At 45.4% G+C, this 21,477-nt stretch carries 14 protein-coding genes, 1 tRNA gene and 2 pseudogenes; 9 read left to right on the top strand and 8 right to left on the bottom strand.

From position 1 onward, the window contains the following. Nucleotides 1–9: 9 nt before the first annotated feature. From CIK96_RS02090 to rsmI, 5 genes are all read right to left on the bottom strand, one after another. Nucleotides 10–1,590 (bottom strand): RagB/SusD family nutrient uptake outer membrane protein, encoded by a 1,581-nt coding sequence (locus CIK96_RS02090; RefSeq protein WP_094439355.1) that lies wholly within the window; start codon nucleotides 1,588–1,590, stop codon nucleotides 10–12. 27 nt (nucleotides 1,591–1,617) lie between these two features. Continuing rightward, a complete protein-coding gene (locus CIK96_RS02085; RefSeq protein WP_094439353.1) occupies nucleotides 1,618–4,923 on the bottom strand; it encodes a SusC/RagA family TonB-linked outer membrane protein in 3,306 nt (1,101 codons plus the stop codon). 1,599 nt (nucleotides 4,924–6,522) lie between these two features. Beyond that, on the bottom strand, nucleotides 6,523–8,148 hold the full coding sequence (locus tag CIK96_RS02075) for a C10 family peptidase (protein WP_094439349.1): 1,626 nt from the start codon (nucleotides 8,146–8,148) through the stop codon (nucleotides 6,523–6,525). A gap of 39 nt (nucleotides 8,149–8,187) precedes the next feature. Further along, a complete protein-coding gene (locus CIK96_RS02070) occupies nucleotides 8,188–9,039 on the bottom strand; it encodes a lipoprotein (protein ID WP_094389703.1) in 852 nt (283 codons plus the stop codon). A 55-nt stretch (nucleotides 9,040–9,094) separates the two neighbouring features. Then, nucleotides 9,095–9,769 (bottom strand): 16S rRNA (cytidine(1402)-2'-O)-methyltransferase, encoded by a 675-nt coding sequence (gene rsmI / locus CIK96_RS02065; RefSeq protein WP_094389702.1) that lies wholly within the window; start codon nucleotides 9,767–9,769, stop codon nucleotides 9,095–9,097. Between the two features lie 331 nt (nucleotides 9,770–10,100). On the opposite strand from rsmI, the gene CIK96_RS02060 reads away from it, so the two are divergent. The 4 genes from CIK96_RS02060 (at nucleotide 10,101) to CIK96_RS02040 (ending at nucleotide 13,843) form a co-directional block, all read left to right on the top strand. Continuing rightward, a complete protein-coding gene (locus CIK96_RS02060; protein ID WP_094435283.1) occupies nucleotides 10,101–10,685 on the top strand; it encodes a thymidine kinase in 585 nt (194 codons plus the stop codon). A 41-nt stretch (nucleotides 10,686–10,726) separates the two neighbouring features. Then, nucleotides 10,727–12,136: a DUF4836 family protein gene (locus tag CIK96_RS02055; RefSeq protein WP_094439347.1), complete on the top strand. Its 1,410-nt coding sequence runs from the start codon at nucleotides 10,727–10,729 to the stop codon at nucleotides 12,134–12,136. Between the two features lie 345 nt (nucleotides 12,137–12,481). Beyond that, the gene (locus tag CIK96_RS02045; RefSeq protein ID WP_254047053.1) at nucleotides 12,482–13,699 is read left to right on the top strand and encodes an ABC transporter permease; all 1,218 of its coding nucleotides are present in this window, start codon (nucleotides 12,482–12,484) and stop codon (nucleotides 13,697–13,699) included. Between the two features lie 71 nt (nucleotides 13,700–13,770). Then, nucleotides 13,771–13,843 (top strand) — tRNA-Lys (locus CIK96_RS02040). A 53-nt stretch (nucleotides 13,844–13,896) separates the two neighbouring features. On the opposite strand, the pseudogene CIK96_RS13435 reads toward CIK96_RS02040, so the two are convergent. From CIK96_RS13435 to CIK96_RS02025, 3 genes and pseudogenes are all read right to left on the bottom strand, one after another. Then, nucleotides 13,897–14,133: pseudogene (locus tag CIK96_RS13435) on the bottom strand (transposase); the annotation flags it as partial. A 182-nt stretch (nucleotides 14,134–14,315) separates the two neighbouring features. Beyond that, nucleotides 14,316–14,618 carry a type II toxin-antitoxin system RelE/ParE family toxin gene (locus CIK96_RS02030; RefSeq protein WP_094439341.1) on the bottom strand — a complete coding sequence of 101 codons (303 nt, stop codon included), beginning with the start codon at nucleotides 14,616–14,618 and terminating at the stop codon, nucleotides 14,316–14,318. Further along, nucleotides 14,615–14,881: a hypothetical protein gene (locus CIK96_RS02025; RefSeq protein ID WP_254046783.1), complete on the bottom strand. Its 267-nt coding sequence runs from the start codon at nucleotides 14,879–14,881 to the stop codon at nucleotides 14,615–14,617. The genes CIK96_RS02030 and CIK96_RS02025 overlap by 4 nt, the downstream gene beginning before the upstream one ends. Nucleotides 14,882–15,428: 547 nt before the next feature. Between CIK96_RS02025 and CIK96_RS02020 the strand changes: the two genes are divergently transcribed. The 5 genes and pseudogenes from CIK96_RS02020 to metG all read left to right on the top strand — a co-directional run bounded on the left by CIK96_RS02020 (nucleotide 15,429) and on the right by metG (nucleotide 21,441). After that, nucleotides 15,429–15,965: a DUF4377 domain-containing protein gene (locus CIK96_RS02020; protein WP_094439339.1), complete on the top strand. Its 537-nt coding sequence runs from the start codon at nucleotides 15,429–15,431 to the stop codon at nucleotides 15,963–15,965. Nucleotides 15,966–15,971: 6 nt separating this feature from the next. Beyond that, nucleotides 15,972–16,808 (top strand): prolipoprotein diacylglyceryl transferase, encoded by an 837-nt coding sequence (gene lgt / locus CIK96_RS02015; RefSeq protein WP_094439337.1) that lies wholly within the window; start codon nucleotides 15,972–15,974, stop codon nucleotides 16,806–16,808. 353 nt (nucleotides 16,809–17,161) lie between these two features. Next, a pseudogene (locus tag CIK96_RS13660) lies at nucleotides 17,162–17,368 on the top strand (hypothetical protein). A 177-nt stretch (nucleotides 17,369–17,545) separates the two neighbouring features. Then, nucleotides 17,546–19,123: a glycoside hydrolase family 28 protein gene (locus CIK96_RS02005; RefSeq protein ID WP_094439335.1), complete on the top strand. Its 1,578-nt coding sequence runs from the start codon at nucleotides 17,546–17,548 to the stop codon at nucleotides 19,121–19,123. Nucleotides 19,124–19,374: 251 nt separating this feature from the next. Beyond that, entirely contained in the window at nucleotides 19,375–21,441 is a 2,067-nt protein-coding gene (gene metG / locus CIK96_RS02000; protein ID WP_094435205.1) for a methionine--tRNA ligase, read from the top strand. Nucleotides 21,442–21,477: the final 36 nt, after the last annotated feature.

Below are 21,477 nucleotides of genomic sequence, written 5' to 3'. Positions count from 1 at the left end.
TCGTTATAATTAATTCTGGGTTGCTGTCTCTCTGGGGTTAGGCTCAAGTCCAGCTTCTATGACGTCGTAAGGCAACTGGATAGCACCGCGAAGGTCACCTGCCTTGAAGACGAGATTGTCTTCGCCGTCAAGATGGTGGGTGAACTCAATACCCCAACGCTTGATGTCGAGCCAACGCTGACCTTGATAGATGGTGGTGATACGACGCATATGGAGCACTGTATAGATCATATTGGTCTGTGTGCCTTCCTCAACGGTGAAGCCCTGTGGGTTGAGCGGCTTCTTGATGCTCTCTTCGCTCACTGCACGTGAGGGAACCTCGGTCATGCGGATGGCATTGAGCGCTGTATTAACATTATCAACTGTGAGCGTCAAGAACTTGGGTGAAGTCACATCGCTGTGAGCGGTGAGCCATGTATTCATGTCGGCAAGAGCCTTGTCATAGTCTTTCTTCATGATGTAAGCCTCTGCACGTGTCAAGATAGTCTCGTCACCGGTGAAGACGGGGTCAACCACGTGGGCATAACCAGTCTGGTTGATCTTATCTTTGATTTCGAAGTCCTCGATCAAGCTGGGTATATACACGGCTTGGTTACTACCATACATGAGACGAGCTTCCTGAAGGGCATTCTTGGTTGCATCACTGGCTGATTCAGACCAAGGAGTTTTAGCCCACATAGTCTGTGATGTGATCACATCCCTGTTGTGGTTGAAACGCTTGTAACTTGACGAACCACGGTTGACACGTCCGTTGATAGAAACGGCATCGACAAACATGAGGTTGCAGTTCTCACCAGAACGGATCCATTTGTTGTGGATGTCATCAACACCAGCCAAAGGAGCATAGCTGTCCATGTCACGCAGCAGACTGCTTGGGTTTCCACCCAATGCCTTGGTAGCGTATTCGATAGCTTTGTCCCAGTTTTGGTAGAACAGGTTGAAGCGGGCAGCAAAGGCGTAAGCAGCCTTCTGGTTGAAGTGATACTTAGGTACGGTGAGATAACCATCGTTGAGCAGAGGAAGAGCCTCTTCGATATCAGCATTGATATTCTCATAGGTCTGACGCAGCGTTCCGCGCTCGTTGACAGATTCACCAGCTACTTTAGGATAAGGAATACCGAGGTATTCGTCAGCCTTAGAATCGTTCCATGCCATACAGAACATATTGGCATTCTGGAACATGGCAAAGGCACGGCAGAGCAGTGCCTCGGCACGCAGTGCCTGAGCATCAGCAGATTCATCGCCTGCCAACGCCTCAAGTGCCATATTGGCTACAGCCGCAGCCTCGTAGTTAGCATTCCAAACCTGCTTCGGGTCGTCGTTATTCTCAGTCTCAATGGGCTGCCATTTGTAGGCATTCATCTGGTTGGGCTGTGCGTTATAAAGTACACCATTGTCGCTCACGTTGTCGCCACTTATAAAGAAGACAAAGTTGGGCGAATGGTTGGGATAGGCCGATACGAGGAACTTCTTTGCCTTGTCGAGGCTGTTAACCTCGGCGCGATCATCGGGGAGCTTGTCGAGATAGCTGTCACACGAAGCAAGTGCGAGCATTCCTGCGGCCAGTGATAATATGCTAAGTTTTTTCATCTTATTGTTCCTTTCTATTAAGTTTGATTAAAGTCCAACTCTTACGGTGCAGGTGAACTGACGGGCCATAGGAACAGCCACACCACCGGTGTTGAAGAATTCAGGATCCTGTCCGTTGAGTTTCTTGTCTGAGTAGATCAGGAAGAGGTTGGTACCCTGCAGCTTGATGCTGGCACTCTTCAGTTTGAGAGCGTTGAGCCAAGTCTGTGGGAAGTCGTATGCCACTGAAATCTCCTTCATGCGGATGAAGTCACCCTTAGCAACGCGGTCGGTAGAACGGTTGTAAGCGTTGAAAGCATAAGAGAGCTTAGTGTCTGCCTGCAGCTGACGGAGGTCAGGAATAGCAGGGATAGTGGTTTTGTTCTCGTCACCAGAAACGGTCCAACGGTTCTTGAACTCCTTCGGCATAGCGTCGAGGTCAGAATAGCTGGCATAGAAAGCAGGATCAAGGCGTACCACATTGCCGAAAGCATAGGTAGCGAAGATGTTCAGGTGCCAGTTCTTATAAGTGAACGAGTTGCCGAGTGAACCGGTAATGGTAGGATCGGTAGGTCCTTCGTAAACGAGGTAGTCGATATCACGGCTCTGGAAGTAGATGTCGCTGGTTACCACCTCACCACTTTCATTAACTACCTGAGGAATACCATTGGCATTAAGTCCCTTGAAGTCGAATGAGAAGAGTGAACGGTAAGCATATCCCTTCTTAGCGAAACCGGTACCGGTTACCATGTCGATCAAACGTGAACGGTTGTCGAGTTCGGTAATCTTAGTCTTCACGTGAGAGAAGATGAAGTCGGTGTTCCACTTGAAGTCCTTGCTGACAATGTTCTTAGAAGAGATAGAAAGTTCCTCACCATGTGAACGCATAGAAGCGACGTTGGCAAACTCGTTGATAGTACCCTTGGTACCGTTGGTGGTACGCATACCGATCAAGTCGTAGTTGTTACGACGATACCAGTCGAACTGTACGTTGAGTCGGTTGTTCAAGAAGCCGAGGTCAACACCAATGTTGAGCTCATGTTTCTTTTCATAGGTCAGATCGGGGTTTGCGAAGTCGTAAATGTTAAGTCCAGACTCCTTATCGCTTGCGAATGGACGCCAGGGGTTGAACGACTGAATGATAGCCTGTGAGTTGGTCACAGCAGGTTTGTCACCAGTCAGTGAGTAAGAAGCCTTCAGGGTAGCGTGTGTCAACGCAGTCTTGAAAGTCTTCTGGAACCAAGGCTCTTCGTGAGCATTCCATGCACCAGAGACGTTCCATGTAGGCAACCAACGTGCTGAACGAGATTTACCCAGACGGTTAGAACCTTCGTAACGGGTAGTTCCGTTGATAACGTAGCGGCCCTTCCAAGAATAGGTAGCGGTGGCGAAGAATGAAACTTCACGACCATAGCTGTTGCTCAAGCTGTAGTACATAGCGTTCTGCTCTGCTGACTGCTTGAAGAAGAGGTAGTCGTATGATCCGAGGTAACCCATGTCATACTGCATACCTACACCGTTGAAGTAGCTGCGGCTACGCTGTGTATCGTTGATTTCCATACCACCATAGAGGTTCACGATATGGTCTTCGTTGAATACATCGTTATACTGTGCAGTAGCACGGAAGTCCCAGCTGGTCATCTTATACTTGGTCTCACGATAGAAGCCACCTACAGGAAGCACTGATACAGGCTTGGAGTTGGGTTTATCGGGATCGGTGTAGAGCCAAGGGTTGTTGTCACGGATGGTGGCATCGTCCATTGCACGGAATGACTGTGCCATATTAGAGTTCTCGTGAATCTCGTTGGCCTGAGTAGTGGTAGAGTACTTGTAGGCACCGAGTACAGTAAGCTCAACCTTCTTGATGGGCTTATACTTGAGTTCTGCCTGATATTTCAAATCCACTACGTCGAGGTTCATGAAGTTGTTTGCCAACTCATTGTGGATATTGAAAGGAGCATAGTTACGAGTATAGAACTCGTTAGGATCAAGCGCACGGCTTGAGTTGATCGCATAAGAGTAAGGGTTGATGTCGAAGTCACGGCTTACATTACCGGTCACCGCATCGACGCTCTGACTGGTAGTACCAGGAGCACGCTGGTTACGGTAGCTGGCATTGGCAATCATGTTGAGGGTGACCTTCTTGTTCACATTATACATGGCATTGATAGATGCAGTATAACGGCGAACCTTTGACTGCTCGGTCCATCCTGGGTCGTCCATGATAGAGAACGAGGTATAGTACTGAGCCTTGTCGGTACCTGTTGACATGCTGATAGAGTGGTTCTGCTGGATAGCATTAGAGAACAACTCGTCAAACCAGTTGGTGTTGCGCATCTCAGCCTCACGGAGGTAAGCATTCTTAGCCTCTTCAGTCTGAGACAACATGAACGAACCTGTTGCAGGATTGTAAGTGTTCATCAACTGATACATCTTACCATAGACACCGCTTGATGAAGCACGGTAGGTACGACCAAAGCTGATCAGACCATTGGCCTCCAACTCCTTGTAGATACCCATCTGCTCCTGCGAGTTCATAATGTTGAAGTTTGAATAAGAAGGCTTCAAACGCATGGTAAACTCACCGGTGTAGTTGATACGGGTCTGTCCAGACTTACCTTTCTTAGTGGTCACAACGATCACACCAGACATGGCACGTGCACCGTAGATAGAAGTTGCTGAACCGTCTTTCAGAATCTGGAACGATTCGATGTCGTCTGCGTTCAAACCAGCAATAGCAGAAGAAATCAATGTCTCTGCATCACCTGATGACAACTGGTCGGCATCAACCTCGGTCACATCTTCCATGATGACGCCATCAACAACCCAAAGGGGGCGTGATGAGCCATAGATAGACGTAGCACCACGAACACGAATCTTCGGAGCTGTACCGAAAGTACCACTTACGTTCTGCACCGATACACCAGCCGCACGTCCTTCAAGCGAGCGGGAGATATCTGCCACACCGTCCAACTTGGCCTTTTCGGCATCCACCTTAGTAGTAGAACCAGTAAAGAGTCGGCGGTCGGTCTTCTGCATACCGGTCACAACCACTTCCTGCAGTTCTGCACTGGAGCGGAGCGTCACGGTCATACCGTTCTTAGGTGTTACGGTCTGGGGTTCCATACCGATGTAACTGATAGTGATTTTCTTGCCTGATGGCACACTGATGGTAAACTTACCATCAACATCGGTCACTGTACCGGAGCGCTGGCCCTGTACGAGAACTGAAGCACCAATAATGGGCTGATCGTCCTCTTGAGAAATTACGGTACCAGTGACTTTTGTCTGGGCAAAGGCCATTCCAAGGCTGAGGAACAAGCCTGCCAAAAACATCATGAGTCTTTTTTCCATAAACACTCTCGTTAATTATTAAGTTATAATATTGATATAATTGATATTTCGTCTTGACCCGATCAACGGGAATTATGCTTTAATTATTCACTAATTATGCATATAAATTTCCACTCATTTCTTATTAAAGTTTGCACTTATTATACTTTGCTCACTATTTCCGTGCAAATATACAACATTTTTTCACAATAAACAAGGTTATTCTTAAAAAAAGTAGCATTTGCGCCTATTTTTTTTCGTTTTGACGAATTTTCGGCGAATTTATTAACGAAACTATAACTCTTCACGTGCGCACGCGTATAATATATAGGTATAAGTGTGTGTTCAGAAGACTAATGAATACTAACTATTCACACGATTCCACCCCATCCAACAATGCTACAAAAAAGCAAGATGTTTTACCTGCAAACCTGACTTCCGACAGATTAAAATTTGCCTGAATCCAATAATCTCCAACGCCATTTTCCTACGATACCACCAAAATAAGCCCACATCCACCTTCTCTCTGAACATCGCAGACAACGGATCTTATCAGCAGGAGCTGAAGATTGGTCAGGTGTTTAAAATGATCATGTAATTGATATTTTCCATACCAAATTTTGAGAGTATGTTCTCCGTGAGGAGAGCATACTTTTTTATTATACTGTAAATATATTAGATGCTCCTTGCATTACCGTTGTAAAGTTACCTTACTTACATTACACAAAATGGTAATATGGAGGACTCTTGTGTGGCTTTGCATGATTTTTATGGTGTGGCCTATGAGGATGGGGCTGTTGGGCTTGCGGCAGGGTGTTTGGGTGGACAGAGGATTATCTCTGTCGGTTGTCTGGAGAATAACAAAGCACTTGAAGCCCGTGAAGGGGTTTCTACATAGTTGGACCATAGAGATCCACAGGATGGACGAAATGGCTTTGTTCGCCTCGAAAATGCTCAGTGTGGACAGGAAGCAAGGGGTTCTACATCGGCAGAGTAGAAGCAAAAAGGCATTTTGCTGGTTTGTGGTTGCAGAAGGGTGTTTTGCCAGCCATGATGGTGGCATTTCGTCGAGTTTTCGATAGATTCTCGTCGGTTCCTCGATCGACGTTCGTTGCTCTTTCGTTCGTTTTTCGCTTGTTCCTCGTTCGGTCCTCGATCGGTCTTCGATAGACTAACGAATAAGCAACGAGAGACGAACGAGAGACGAACGAGGACCTAACGAGAAGTTAACGAGAACCGAACGAGAAGTGATCGGGAAATCGTGGGCCTTCTGTCGTGACCTGATAGCATGGGAATTTGTTGATTTTGTAAACATAAGCAGCATTTTAGTTGTTGGGTTATTTGTTTGATTTTTGGTTTAAAGGTTTCTTTCTTGTTTTTGAAATCATCCTCGGCTTGAAATACAAAGATACAACATGACACCCCCGAAATGCAAGAGTTTTGGCAGTTTTGATTCAATATTTAATATTCTTTAACTTTATTATAGATATTTTCACCCACACTAATGTAGTTCTTTTATAATTTGTTCCATTTCATGGCATCTTTTCTCGCCAAATGGGCAGAGGACAAGTAAACTTAACTCTGTCCATTTGGCTTAACGAAAACGTTTTTCTGATGTGTTTAGCGCATCACCTTACTGGTTTTGCCATTCTGCCGAATAATGGTCAATCCGCGGTGGTTGGCAGATACGCTACGACCCTGCATATCGTAATAGTGCACGCTGGTATCGGTCGCCACCTTAGCCTGATGAATGCCTGTAGTCTGTTCGGCGAGTTCGCAAGTGCCATCAGCAGACTTGGTCAATAGGCGTTCGTAGAACTTGCCACCCTGACCACGCACTGGTCGATAATCGGCATCCTTTACATCTTTTGCTACAAGACGCACGCGATAGGTGCCGGCTGTCAAGCCACTAAGATCATAGGTCTGACGTGCTGAGCCATTGTATCGGTCATAGGGGGCCAGATTGATATTGACATATTCGAAATATTGCTTTTCGGTGGAACCTTCTGCGGTATTCTCCAAAAGGACTCCTACTGTACCATCAAAATCCAGATGGCCTATATTGAAGAGAGTGATGCTCGATACACTAAGCTGTCCTTCGGGTGTGATCAAGAGACCTCTGAGCGACGAGGTACATCCCATGTGCGACTCAAAGGGCATTCCTGTCACAGCCTCTTTCTGTGGGATGAGTCGTGTGATGATTTCCTGTCCGGAATTAAAGGCAAAGCTGTTATCAGGATTTAGTTTGTCGATGGCATAATAACCATCACAAACACCATTCCATCCCCAGTTAACATAAATCATACCGTTGGCATCAACACCAGTCAGCAGAAATGCATGTCCACCTCGGCCTGAGTCATCACTGGCTCCCATGAAAATGGGGCGTCCTTCTGCCAATTCAGTATAGACAATATTCATCCATTCGCTGTCGGAATAGAAGTCGCGAAGCACATAATGGGTGGCATCCTCATTATAACCGAAGACCGTAGCAAAAGCTGCTGCCGCATCGTCTGAATAGGCACCGCTTCCGTTTGAGGCATAATTCATATTAACGGCACGACCACAGTCATAGACCAACTGTCCTACGTTCTGCTGCTGTTTTTCTGTTACGTCAGCAGCACGGGGATCATAAGGAATATTGTCCCAGTCGTAGTCGGATTTGATGTACTCCACCACAGTCTTTGAGGAATAGGCATTCAAGGTTTCATTATAAATCTCAGTAGTATAACGTCCAGGACCTTCTGCATGAGTGGGATAGGCATAATAGCGAAGCACTTGAGACATGGCTGTTGCCACACATCCGCAAGGCAGGTGTTCTCCCTTTACTGTTGGACAATAGTAGTTATAAGGCATATCCTGTCCCCATTTCGTTTGCACCAGATTATCAACTACCGTGAAGTCTGGTTGCTCATCGGCAGAATAATGTTGCTGTTGCAATGCCTTGTCGGTAGCTTTCAACCACCATTCCAATCCGCAAGGCAGATGTTTGGCATCGAAATTGGTTTTTGAATAACCTAACACCGCTCTGCCTTCGCTTGTTTTTCCCACGACGACAAATCCCTGCATGGCACTACGATAGATAGCATAGGTATTGGTTTCGGTGGCAAGTGTCACCATTCCATTGATACCCATCTGTTGCAACTGTCGATTGGCAATCTCTTTCATCACTTGTTGGCTTCTAACAATGGCAAAACCTTGCAACGATGTTATCATCGCCACCAACAGAAGAACTAAAGTCCGTTTCATTTAATCTTTATGTGTATGTATTGTGTTTATATCGTGTTTTTATTTCACCAATACCACGAGATACTTACTGGTGGACCAGAACAATTGTGGATTGGTGATGCGAAGCACATACTGCTTGTTGGCATCGCGGTCGAGCGTATAGCTGGCTTGCGGATGTGAGGTGAGTAGTTGTGCGCTACGCGAATAGAGGCGTATCTCCTTATCCACACGGATATCTATCTTGGTGAAATAGTCGCGATTGAAGTTTGACTGGAGTACTTTACCATCTACAATGATACGCTGTTCTTTGAGTTCTTTCTTTGTACCATAAACAAACCATGCGGTATTGAGCTGCTTGTCCTGTACAGAGATGGTTTGCGACTTCTGACTGCTTTCCTCTTTCAGCGATGACACATTGGTATTGAGGTTGGTCACCTCCTTATCGAGTTCACCGATGCGCACATCCTTGGCTTCAAGTTCTGCACGAAGCTGACGCATCTGAGCATCCTTCTCCTCCATCTGACGGGTGAGATTGTCGAGGGTGCGGCGCAGTTCATCACTTGCTACCGAACTTTGGCGAAGCTGGTTGCGCATTTTATTGATAAGTTCGCGATTGTGCTGCATGGTCTGCTGGATAATCTGAATATTTTCGCGAATGCGCTCCACAGCATTGGCACCCTCACCCTGTTGGGCAACGGTAACTCTATTCTGTGCCTGATTGATGGCACGGAAGCCCTCTTCGATATCATTGATGGTGGAAACCATGTCGTTGATCTCGTTATCCTTCTGTTGGATGATGCGATTGAGTGAATCGGTCTTTTGGGCTATCTTCACTTCTTCTGCTTTCGGACCTTTCTGTCCGCAAGCCACAAGCATCATGGCGCCAATGGCCAAAACTATCATCTTTTTCATAATTCTTGTATTTTGTCTTATTACCTATTTTATATTATACATAAGTGTTTTACTTTCATGTGGGCTTGCCTGCCAAGACTATGACAAACTCACCACGTGGGTCGTGCTCTTGAAAATGGGCAATGACTTCTGCCAAAGTGCCACGCACACTCTCTTCGTGTACTTTGCTAATCTCACGACAAGCACTAACCTGACGATCGGGTCCCATCACCTCTGCCAACTGTTGGAGAGTTTTCAATACACGGTAGGGTGACTCATAGAATATCATCGTGCGCTCTTCATCAACCAGCGACTGTAGTTTGGTCTGGCGTCCCTTCTTCTGAGGCAGAAATCCCTCAAAGCAGAAACGATCACAAGGCAGACCGCTACTAACCAATGCCGGCACGAATGCCGTTGCACCAGGCAAGGTTTGCACCTCTATGCCAGCACGCACCGCTTCACGCACTAAGAAGAATCCGGGATCGGAAATACCTGGTGTACCCGCATCGCTGATGAGGGCTATGGTTTGTCCGGCTTTGAGCCGTTCTACTATTGATGCACTTGTGCCGTGCTCATTGAATTTATGATGCGAAAGTAAATGCTGCTGAATCTGGAAATGTTTCAGCAGGTTACCGGAAGTGCGCGTATCTTCCGCCAACACGAGGTCGGCCTCTTTCAAGATACGGACTGCCCGAAAAGTCATGTCCTCCATATTGCCAACAGGCGTGGGAACGATATACAGGATACCCATAACAGGGGACAAAGTTACGAATAAGCATGGAAAACACAAAAAAAATTATTATTTTTCTTGTTGTTACGGGATGAAAGTAACTTTTATTCACTAAAGCTTATCACCTACGACACTCCTTTTACACAGCAGGAATAGAGAGAAATTAAAAACCAATGCCCCGTTTTCGTTAAGTCAAATGCGCTTAAGCAAGTTTGCTAAAACTCTGCCTTGGCGAGAAAACGAAGGCAGAAGCAAATCCTAATGACCGATTTGTGAGAAAATAGAAGTTTTTTATCGAAAGTAAGAGAAGATATTGATGTAATTCAAATAAAATGCCTACATTTGTAGCATGATTACAGAAAACATGATTGGTGAAGTGCGCCGCCCAGGCAGAATAGAGGTAGTATGCGGTTCGATGTTCTCAGGAAAGACAGAAGAACTCATACGCCGTTTACGCCGTGCCCAGTTTGCCAAACAGAAAGTCGAGATTTTCAAACCATCCATCGACACACGCTACAGCGATGAAGAGGTGGTGAGCCATGATCATAACACCATCTCATCAACTCCTATTGAGTCGTCTGCCAGCATTCTGTTGCTATCAAGTGACATCGATGTGGTGGGTATCGACGAGGCACAGTTCTTCGATGACGGTCTGGTGGACGTATGCAACCAGTTGGCCAACCGTGGTGTGCGCGTCATCGTGGCAGGACTCGACATGGACTTTAAAGGCATTCCTTTCGGACCAATGCCAGCACTCTGTGCCATTGCTGATGATGTAACGAAGGTACATGCCATTTGTGTAAAATGCGGTTCACTGGCGTATGTCAGCCACCGCACCGTTGACAGCGACCGTCGTGTACTCTTGGGCGAAACCATGGAGTATGAACCGCTCTGCCGCGAATGTTACAAGAAAGCACTTCAAGCCGAACAACAATAGCCTATTCATCTTTTATACAATAACCCTTAAACCTAAATGTTATGAAACAGAAAACGATGAAACTCGCCCTGATGCTCCTTGTAGCTGTTGTGGCATTCACCTCGTGTTCGAAATCCAGTAAGACAGCACGCTTCCTGCCTGACGATGCCATTACTATGCGCATCGATGTGAAGCAGATTCTCGACAAGAGTAAAGCTGCCGACAACGATGCCGTAAAACAGCAACTGGCAAAGAATCTGGAGGCTATGGGTAAGAATGAAGAAGCTAAAGCAGTATTGAAAGCTGTAGCTGAAGATCCTGCTAAGGCCGGTATCGACCTACGCCAACCCTTATGGGTAAGTACTAATGCCGATGGTAAGAATGCATTGCTGGTGGGCGAACTGCTCGACAAAGACGATTTCGTGAAGTTGCTTACCGCCTTGGATAAGGCTCCAAAAGAAAAAGACGGCATACAATATATCGGAGAAGGAACCAATGTGATTGCCTTCGACGATGACTGTTTCGTGGTTTCTGACGGCACCATCGACGATGTCATCAAGAAGTTCAATGCCGACACCAAGGGTACAATGGCAGAGAGTGACGACTTCAGCAAACTCGCTGATGCAAAAGGCATCATGCAGGTGCTCATTCCCATGGGTGTTACACAAAATCAGTTGACCGCAGAACAGAAAGCCTTACTGCCTAACGGTCTTGACATGAAGGACCTCTCAATACTCCTTGACCTGAGTTCTGAGAAGGGTTCTGTTACGCTTTCCGTAGAAGCCATTGCTAAGAGTGATGCTTGGAAGCAGAATATTGAAGAAGGAAAGAAGCTGATGCGCAATATCGACGGCGACTATGCCAACTACATCGCAGCAGACGGTATGTCTATTTTCTGCAATATTGACGGTAAAGCCTATTTCGACTATCTCGAGAAGATGGGTGTTTTCAAAAACCAAAAGACCATCAAATCCGACCAATTGGAAATGGCTAAGGGTGTACTGGGAACCATCGATGGCGACTTCACCGCAGGTATCAGCAAGTGGGAAGGCTTCATCCCCAACGTATGTCTCTATCTGAAGACCAAGGACAAGAAGATTATTGAAGCGCTCAACCAATTGGGCATCAAGAGCAGCAAAGAGATGAATTTTGGCGAAAAGGACGGTACTACCTATTTGGCTATTGGTGGCGAGCCATTTGCTGAAGCCAAGCCTGCTGTATCGAAAAGCAACCTCAAAGGCCACCGCGTGTATATTCATATCGGTGCACAGCTGGCAGCCAAAGCCATACAAGGATTCTGCACCCGCAGTCAAGCTAAGGCTGCCCAATCGGCTGTGGAGAGTATTAAGAGCATCGAGATCTACGACACAGCCGATACCAAGGTTGACTTCCGTGTCAATATGAACGATGCCGACAAGGATCCTGTAGAGACCTTAGCAGGCATCATGCTCGGACAGTTTGGACTCAACTAATAAATAACAGAACTTTCGCATGTGGGGAAGTTAAGGGAAGTTAGAGAGAGAAGTTAAGGGACAAATGTCCTACGTCTTACGGCAAAAGGCTATTGTCTCTTAACTTCCCGAACGACCGTAGGGAGTGATAACTTCCATTTTATGGCACCTTTTCTCGCCATGACAGAATTAAAGCGAGCTTTATTCTGCTCATTTGGCTTAACGAAAACGTTCCATTTTATGGCACATTTTCTCGCCATGGCAGACCTCGAACGAGCTCGGGTCTGCTCATTTGGCTTAACGAAAACGTTCTTTAACTTCAATCAATTCCCTCAGTTGCGAAACTTGAATAAATAACAGAACTACGTGAAGAGCCATCATCATCTGCTCTACAAACTGCTCAGCCGTGGAATGAATGCATGGCAGTTGGCTGGTTTTGTACTTGCCAACCTGTGTGGCATGACCATCGTATTGGCTGCCATACAGTTTGCCACCGATATCATTCCGATATTCTCCGGTGGAGACAGTTTTATGCGACCTGGGCAGATGGTGGTAGCTAAACACGTGAACACTATCGGCACGTTGACTGGCACAGCGCCAACCTTCTCACCAGAAGAAATAGAGGAGATGCGCCAACAACCATTTGCCACTCGTGTGGGAACTTTCACCCCATCTTGCTTTGGGGTGGTTGCTACCTTAGGTAGCCAAAGATTAGGTGTACAGTTTTCCACCGATATGTTTTTCGAGGCCGTGCCCGATGAGTTTATCGATGTGGATTTATCTCACTGGCAATGGCAATCAGGCGATACAGATATTCCCATCATTCTGCCACGCAACTATCTCAACCTCTATAATTTCGGCTTTGCTACCAGCCAAGGACTTCCCGCACTTTCTGAGAGTCTTGTACAAATGGTAAAGATCCGGTTGCTTTTGCGCGGTAGTAACGAAACTGTAGAGATGACAGGTCATGTAGTTGCCTTCTCCAAAAAGCTCAATACCATTCTGGTGCCACAACGCTTCATTGACGAAATGAATCGTCGGCTGTCACCCAACCGCAGCGCCACCCCATCACGTCTTATTATCAGCGTTGACAATCCAACAGACGACCGTCTCATTACTTTCCTTGACGACCGAGGATACGAAACCGAGGCAGACGATGCAGAATCAGCACGCACTGCTCTTTTTCTGCGCATTACCACTGGCATCGTCATTGCCGTTGGCCTCCTCATCAGTGCCTTGGCGTTCTATGTCTTGTTGCTCAGCATCTTCCTGCTCTTACAAAAGAACACGGAAAAGATAGACACCCTACTGCTCATCGGTTATCGACCTTCTACTGTGGCACGTCCTTACCACCTGTTGACACTGACCGTCAATACGCTGGTACTGGTCATCGCCATACTACTGATAGTCATGCTGCGCACATATTACATCCCACTTTTCGGCAGTCTCTATCCAAGTTTCAGTGCTGCGACACTTGCACCGAGCCTACTCACAGGCATCGCACTTTATATATTTGTCGGCATACTAAATTACGCTGCAATACGTCGCAAAGTACTCCATATTTGGCACATGCATAAAAGATAATTCAAAAAAATCAGAAAAATATTTGGTGGTTTCAAATAAACTTCGTACCTTTGCATCCGCTTTCAGGCAATGATCCGCTAGCTCAGTTGGTAGAGCACAACACTTTTAATGTTGGGGTCTTGGGTTCGAGCCCCAAGCGGATCACCTCAAGAAGAGAATCAGCAATGGTTCTCTTCTTTTGTTTTGGTATATGTATAGGCACTGTCACCTCGGAGCTGATTGCAGTCATTGGCATCCTCATAACCACAGAGAATCTGACCGATGCGCTGGCTCACTATCTCCATATAACTATGGTGTACGAACTCTTGTCTGCGGAAGTCAGGAATGAGATGTCCGATTTTCCATGCCAGAGCACCATGCATGTTACCCAACAATATCAATCCACCATTGGGAAACATGCCTGGAGCATTGAAATCAACACGTATTTTCTTGTTTTTGTTAGGAAGTGAGCTGCCATCCGTTACGGCACTCCTTTGATGTTTCTGGAAACTAGAGCCCTTTTTCTCCTTGGTAATGCTGATACTCAGCGAGGCTTTAGCCTCTAAACGATGTTGCCCATTTCCACGACAACTCAAAACTTTTAACGCCTTCAACATCAGTATCTGGGCGGGATATTTTAATCGTCGAGTCTCTTTAATTCTTTCTCGACTTTCTTCGTGTATGCCTGACCTCTTGATACAAGATACCTGAAATACACCACATCATCGACAATCTCAATATGAAAGGTAAAGAATGCACGGTAGTTACCGATGCGGATGCGGTAAACAGAATGGTAACCTACTAGGCGCGTGCAATCAGTTATATCCTCTATGCCTTCAGCGGACTTCACCTCCTTAATAACATCGAGAACACTGCCAAGCTGTTTGCCAGACAGTTTGTCAACGGCCTTGGAAAAGCTCTTTGAAAACTTTATCTTCATAGACCATATTTCTTCTCAAATGCTGCCTGTTCGTCCTCACTGAGCATTTCCATGCCTTCCGGGTCCGTCTGCTGAAGATACCTGTATATGGTAGCATCATCATAGGATTCAACCAATTCATCGAGGCTACGCTCAATGAATCGCTTCAGGTTGGTGCCACGGCTGGCGGCAATTACAGACAAGCCACGGAATGTATCTGGCTTAATATCTATGACCTTGCGACGCATGGCTGGCTTGGTGGACTTTCTTACTGTTGCTTCCATAATTCTCTTATTTTGGTGCAAAGATACATAATATATATGATATATACAAATATTTTATGTTTTTTCGTAAAGCAATCTGTCTTTTCAAGCAATAGTTCGTTAAATTTTGAGATAATGGCTCAGTGGAAATTTAGTGGGGGATAAGCATTACTCTTTGCAAGTCTATACAGAGTGAAGAACTCTTCATCAATGTTAGTGGTAATCCATAGGAGCGGAGAGCGTTAAAAACCTTATTATTTCACACACGCATACGCGCACACGATCACACGTACGCGCACACGCGTTGTCGAAAAATTCGACCACACGACCACACCTATAGCATAACATACAGTAAGTTAAAGCTTTAAAGTGTGTTCGAAGCCTAAAAGATATGGTGACTCGACCACACTTCGGAATGTTTCATAAAGATATGCATTTTTGGTTGCTCTTGCCAATCACCCGGGCGCCACGTTGCATAATTAATGTTAAGAAACCTTTTTAAAAAACAAAAAAATCAAATATATCAAAGAGAATTTATACTTTTGTCCATAAATCAAAACATAAGCTTATGAAAAATTTAAATTTTCTTTTCGCGATGTTACTAGCAATAACCGTTATTTTCTACATCTCATGTTCTGATAAAGAAAATTCGTATGATGAAACCTTAGTTGTTGCATCCGAAAACGTTAAGACAACGGAAGGCATTGCTTATTGGGTAAAAACAAGTAAAGAAAATAATTGGAGACGAATGCATCAAGGTATCTATAATTTCAATTACGAAAGTGGATATGAATATGTTATAAAAGTAAGGTTTTACAAGAACGAGAACCCTGGTCCTGACCAACCATCATATAATTGTTATCTTCTTTCTATTATATCAAAAGAAAAGAAAAATTCGGAAGTACCTCTTTTTACAACTGACATATCCTTAATCGGGAATCACTACGAAGTTGCATTTCCAAACAAAATGAGGGAAGTAATAACCCTACCATGTGGAATAAAGCTAGAGAAAGTTGATTTCAAAACCCGGACAGGGTATCGCAGGGCTAAAACGTTGTGCATAAGATATTTAATTTTGAGTTTTAACAATTTTAAGAGACACTAGTGAAAAATGGACTATATTCATTGGAATCCTTCTTTAGAAATATTTTCAATTTGGGGTGTTACTATACGTTGGTATGGATTACTATGGGTTGTAGGACTGCTTGGTTCTTCAATTATTGTCAATAAAATAAATAAGTATCAAAAGGAAAAATTATTGGTAGAACAACTGTTTTATTTTTGCTTTGTAGGTGTGTTGGCCGGTGCACGTATTGGTCATTGTATTTTCTATGATGCATCTTATTTCTTAAGTAGTTGGCCTCATTTTTTGGAAATTTTTATTCCTTTTAAAATCCTCCCAGCTGGAGATTGGATTTATACTGGGTATGCAGGTCTTGCATCGCATGGAGGTGTTATAGGTTTAGTATTAGCTCTATGTTTGTATTGTAAAATAAATAAGTTTTCTCCCCTTTTTGTACTTGATATGGTTGCATTTGCTGCGCCTTTTTGTGCTATGATGATTAGGTTCGGTAATTTAATGAATTCTGAGATTATAGGATGTCCTACTGATGTACCCTGGGCCTTCATCTTCGAGCGTGTGGATATGGTTCCCCGTCATCCGGCACAATTGTACGAAGCCTTGTTTTATGGTTGTGTTTTAGTTTTTGGCTTCATTTTATACCGAAAGACAACTTTTAAGAACATGGGTACTGGTTTTTATTTTGGATACTGTATTTCTACTATTTTTACTTTCCGATTTTTTGTGGAATTTCTGAAAGAAGTACAAGTAGATTTTGAACACAACATGTTCCTTGATATGGGACAAATATTGTCTATTCCACTTATTGTTATAGGTTTATATTTTTTATATGTGAGTTTATTCAAGAATTATTATAGTCATTCATAATAGTGAAATAATATGGGATTTCCACTATTGTGGGAGTTGACAGTTAAGATGTCTTTATTGCTCGTATGTTTGAGTGCAAACTGCTCCAGAAACTTTTCGAAGAATTTCATATAGCCCTTAATTCCGCAACACTATATTATAAATTAAACTTTTTAAGTACCTGAGCAACAAAAAGTTCTTAGCATAGCTAAGCGGCAAAGCCGGTTACTTGCTTTGGCAAGCGGCAGAGCCGAGCAGCTCAGGATTTTGCCATGCCGAAGAATTCACTTATCTTAGTGTTGCAAAAAATAAACAAGAGAATCCGACGATAGACATGGCAAAAATACAAATTAAATCTGAGAAGCTCACTCCTTTTGGAGGAATATTTTCGGGTCATACTGCGTATTGCCTTAAGTCACATTGTGGGGTAAGGGGATATTGTAGGCAGAAGTGGGTATTTCTGCCTCAATTTATCTGATAATTCAGTAATGAGAGGACGTTTAGACGCAAGAAGGACGTTGAAGGACTTTGTTGCGGATTTGAGGCATGCTAAAAAACTCCATAGTTCTGCAAATGGTTAGGTGCCGAACTCTTTCCAAGTGCATCCCGAACACATCCCGAACACATCCCGAACACTTAGAGTGAGATACGTAGGTAATTAACGACTTTTCCGCCCGAATATTTTGTATTGTGATAAATAGTCGCTAAATTTGCACACGAAACAACAATACCCATCTACTAAACAACAGATTATAAACATGAGAAAACTATTTGCCATTGTTGCCGCCTGCCTTATGAGCATGGGTGCCAATGCCGCTTGTGGCGACAACTACGATGAACTGTACACCAATCTCCCCTTCGAGATGAATAAGGTGACACGTCCACAATTTCCTGATAATGAGGTCAACCTCCGCGATTTCGGTGCTGTTGGCGACGGTTCTTCACTCTGTACCGATGCCTTCCGCAAAGCCATCGAAGCACTCTCTGCTAAAGGCGGTGGTCGTCTGACTGTACCTCAGGGCGTATGGTTTACCGGTCCTATCGTACTGAAAAGTAACATCAACCTCCATTTGGAGAAAGGAGCCATCATCCTTTTCTCACCAGACGATGCCCTCTATCCTTTTATCCATACTTCATTTGAAGGCCTCGACACCCGTCGTTGCCAGTCGCCTATTTCAGGCAACAACCTCACCAATGTAGCTATTACCGGTCAAGGTGCCATTGATGGAAATGGTGAGTTTTGGCGTCCTTTGAAGAAACAAAAGGTGACCGAAGCCCAGTGGAAAGCCATTACCTCACGTGGCGGTGCTTTCAAGCGTGCCGACTATTGGTTTCCTACCGAAGGTGCACTCAATGCTGACAACAATGCCAATATGAACGTGCCAGCCACTCCATCGAGCGAAGCCGAATGGAATGCTATGAAGCGTTTCCTTCGTCCTGTGATGATTAGCCTGGTGAGCTGCAAGAATGTATGGTTGAAAGGTGTCACCTTCCAGAACTCTCCTGCCTGGAATATCCATCCGTTGATGTGCGAGAATGTACTCATCGAAGATGTATTGGTACGCAACCCATCGTATGCACAAAACGGCGATGGCCTTGATTTGGAATCTTGCAAGAATGCTTTGATTGTCAATTCCACCTTCGACGTAGGCGATGATGGCATCTGCATCAAGAGCGGAAAGGATGCCGATGGTCGCAAGCGTGGCATTCCTTGTGAGAATGTTATCGTCAGCGGATGCACCGTATTCAAGGGCCATGGCGGTTTCGTAGTAGGTAGCGAGATGAGCGGTGGTGTGAAAAACATCATGGTCAGCGACTGCCAGTTCCTTGGCACCGATGTAGGTCTGCGCTTCAAGAGCACCCGTGGTCGTGGCGGTGTGGTTGAAAATATCTATATCCGCGACATGTCTATGTTCGACATTCAGACCGACGTCATCACCTTCGACCTCTATTATGGTGGCAAGTCTGCCGTTGAAGCATTAACCGATGGCGACGAGAAGAAGCAGCAGAGTGTGCCTGTATTCAAGGTTGACGAAACCACACCATGCTTCCGCAATATCAACATCCAGCATGTCATCTGTCGCACTGCTCGCCGTGCAGCCTATTTCAACGGTCTGCCAGAAATGCCAGTTAGCAATATCAACATCCGCGATCTTGAAGTAAACAACGTGAAAGAAGGTATCGTAGTCAACCATACGAAAGGTGTGACACTCAACGACATTCATGTTCAAACCACAGGTCACATCTTCAAGGCCAACAATTCGACCGACATCACCATCAACGGCAAGAGTTATAAGAAACTGCCCAAAGAAGGTCTTTCGCTCGATACCCTGTAAGAGAAACACTCACATACCATCACCGCCTGTCGATAGGATATAGATTCCTGCCGACAGGCGGTTTTCTTTTACTCCACGTTCGGAAATACAAAAGAAAATGGGATTTTCTTTTGTATTTCGCTCACTTAATCGTACCTTTGACGCGATGCGTCTAAGGTAGGCTGCACCTCAGAAATACAAAGAAAATGAGCCATTTTCTTTGTATTTCGCTCGGTTTGCACTACCTTTGCATTAAAATAACATATTATATAATGGCAGACAAGAAATTCAAGAGAACAACAGTGACAGCAGCACTGCCCTACGCCAATGGCGGTGTGCATATCGGTCACCTGGCAGGAGTTTATGTACCTGCAGACATCTATGTAAGATATCTGAGACTGAAAAAAGAAGATGTGATGTTTATCGGTGGTAGCGACGAACATGGTGTGCCCATCACTATCCGTGCCCGCAAAGAAGGCATTACCCCACAGGACGTGGTAGATCGTTACCATAAAATGATAAAAGACTCATTCCAAGAGTTCGGCATTTCATTCGATATCTATAGCCGCACCACCTCGGAAACACACCATAAGTTTGCAGCAGAATGGTTTCGCAAGCTCTACGACGAAGGCAAACTGACCGAGGAAACCTCTACACAACTCTACGACGAAGAAGCCAAACAGTTCTTGGCAGACCGCTACGTTACCGGCGAATGTCCTTATTGCCACAGCGAAGGAGCATACGGTGACCAATGTGAGAAATGTGGACGCGACCTGTCGCCCCTGGAACTTATCAATCCAAAATCGACCATCAGCGGTTCTACACCTGTGATGAAAGAAACCAAAAACTGGTATCTTCCCCTCAACAAATATCAGGACTGGCTGAAACAGTGGATTCTGGAAGAGCACAAAGAGTGGCGTCCCAATGTCTATGGACAATGCAAATCATGGCTCGACATGGATCTCCAGCCTCGCGCCATGACACGCGACCTCAACTGGGGTATTCCCGTTCCCATCGAAGGAGCCGACGGTAAAGTGCTCTATGTATGGTTTGACGCCCCCATCGGCTATGTTTCCAACACCAAAGAACTCTGCGAGAAAGAACCAGAACGCTGGGGCAACTGGGAAACATGGTGGAAAGACAAAGACACCCGCCTCATCCACTTCATCGGAAAAGACAATATTGTATTCCACTGCATTATCTTCCCCGTTATGATGAAAGCCCACGGCGGCTACATCATGCCCGATAATGTGCCAGCCAATGAGTTCCTGAATCTGGAAAACGACAAGATATCTACCTCACGCAACTGGGCTGTATGGTTGCACGAATACTTGGTTGATATGCCTGGCAAACAGGATGTGTTGCGCTATGTACTGACTGCCAATGCACCAGAGACCAAAGACAACAACTTCACTTGGAAGGATTTCCAAGACCGCAACAACAACGAGTTGGTGGCTATCTATGGCAACTTCGTCAACCGTGCGCTACAACTCAGCAAGAAATACTGGGGTGGCGTAGTACCTGCCTGTGGCGAACTGCAGGATGTTGACCGCCAGGCATTGGAAGAATTCAAGGACGTGAAAGGTCGCGTAGAGGCATTGCTCAACCAGTTCAAATTCCGCGAAGCACAGAAAGAGGCTATGAACTTGGCACGCATCGGCAATAAATACATCACCGACTGCGAACCATGGAAGGTTGCCAAGACAGATATGAAACGTGTGGAAACCATCCTCAACATATCTCTCCAACTGGTAGCCAACCTTGCAATCGCCTTCGAACCGTTCCTGCCATTCTCAAGTAAAAAGCTGCGCGATATGCTCAATATCACCTCATTCGACTGGGAACAGCTCGGTTCTACCGATTTGCTTGAGGCAGGCCATCAACTGGGCGAGCCCTCACTGCTGTTTGAAAAGATTGAAGACGATGTCATTCAGAAGCAGCTCGACAAGCTCGAAGCCACCAAGAAAGCCAACGAGGCAGCAGCCTATAAAGCCGCTCCCATCAAGGACAACGTATCGTTTGAAGACTTTGAGAAGCTCGACATCCGCGTCGGCCTCATCAAAGACTGCCAGAAAGTGAAGAAGTCGAAGAAGCTCCTTCAGTTTACTATCGACGACGGAACAGGCACCGACCGCACCATCCTCAGTGGCATTGCCGCATTCTACGAAGACCCTGCCGCCCTTATCGGCAAGCGCATCCTCTTTGTAGCCAATTTCGAACCACGCAAGATGATGGGTATCGAGAGCCAAGGCATGATACTCTCTGCCGTTGATTTCGACGAGAGTCTCAGCGTGGTAACTACCAGCAAAGACGTTAAACCAGGCAGCCAGGTGGGATAATCCCACTTTGGCTTGCCCAATAATCTCTATCAACAC

Origin of the sequence: Prevotella sp. P4-98 (assembly GCF_002251405.1) — a bacterium.
GTDB lineage: Bacteria > Bacteroidota > Bacteroidia > Bacteroidales > Bacteroidaceae > Prevotella.
Note: the sequence above shows the minus strand (reverse complement) of the source record. Positions and strands in the feature narration are given on the sequence as shown.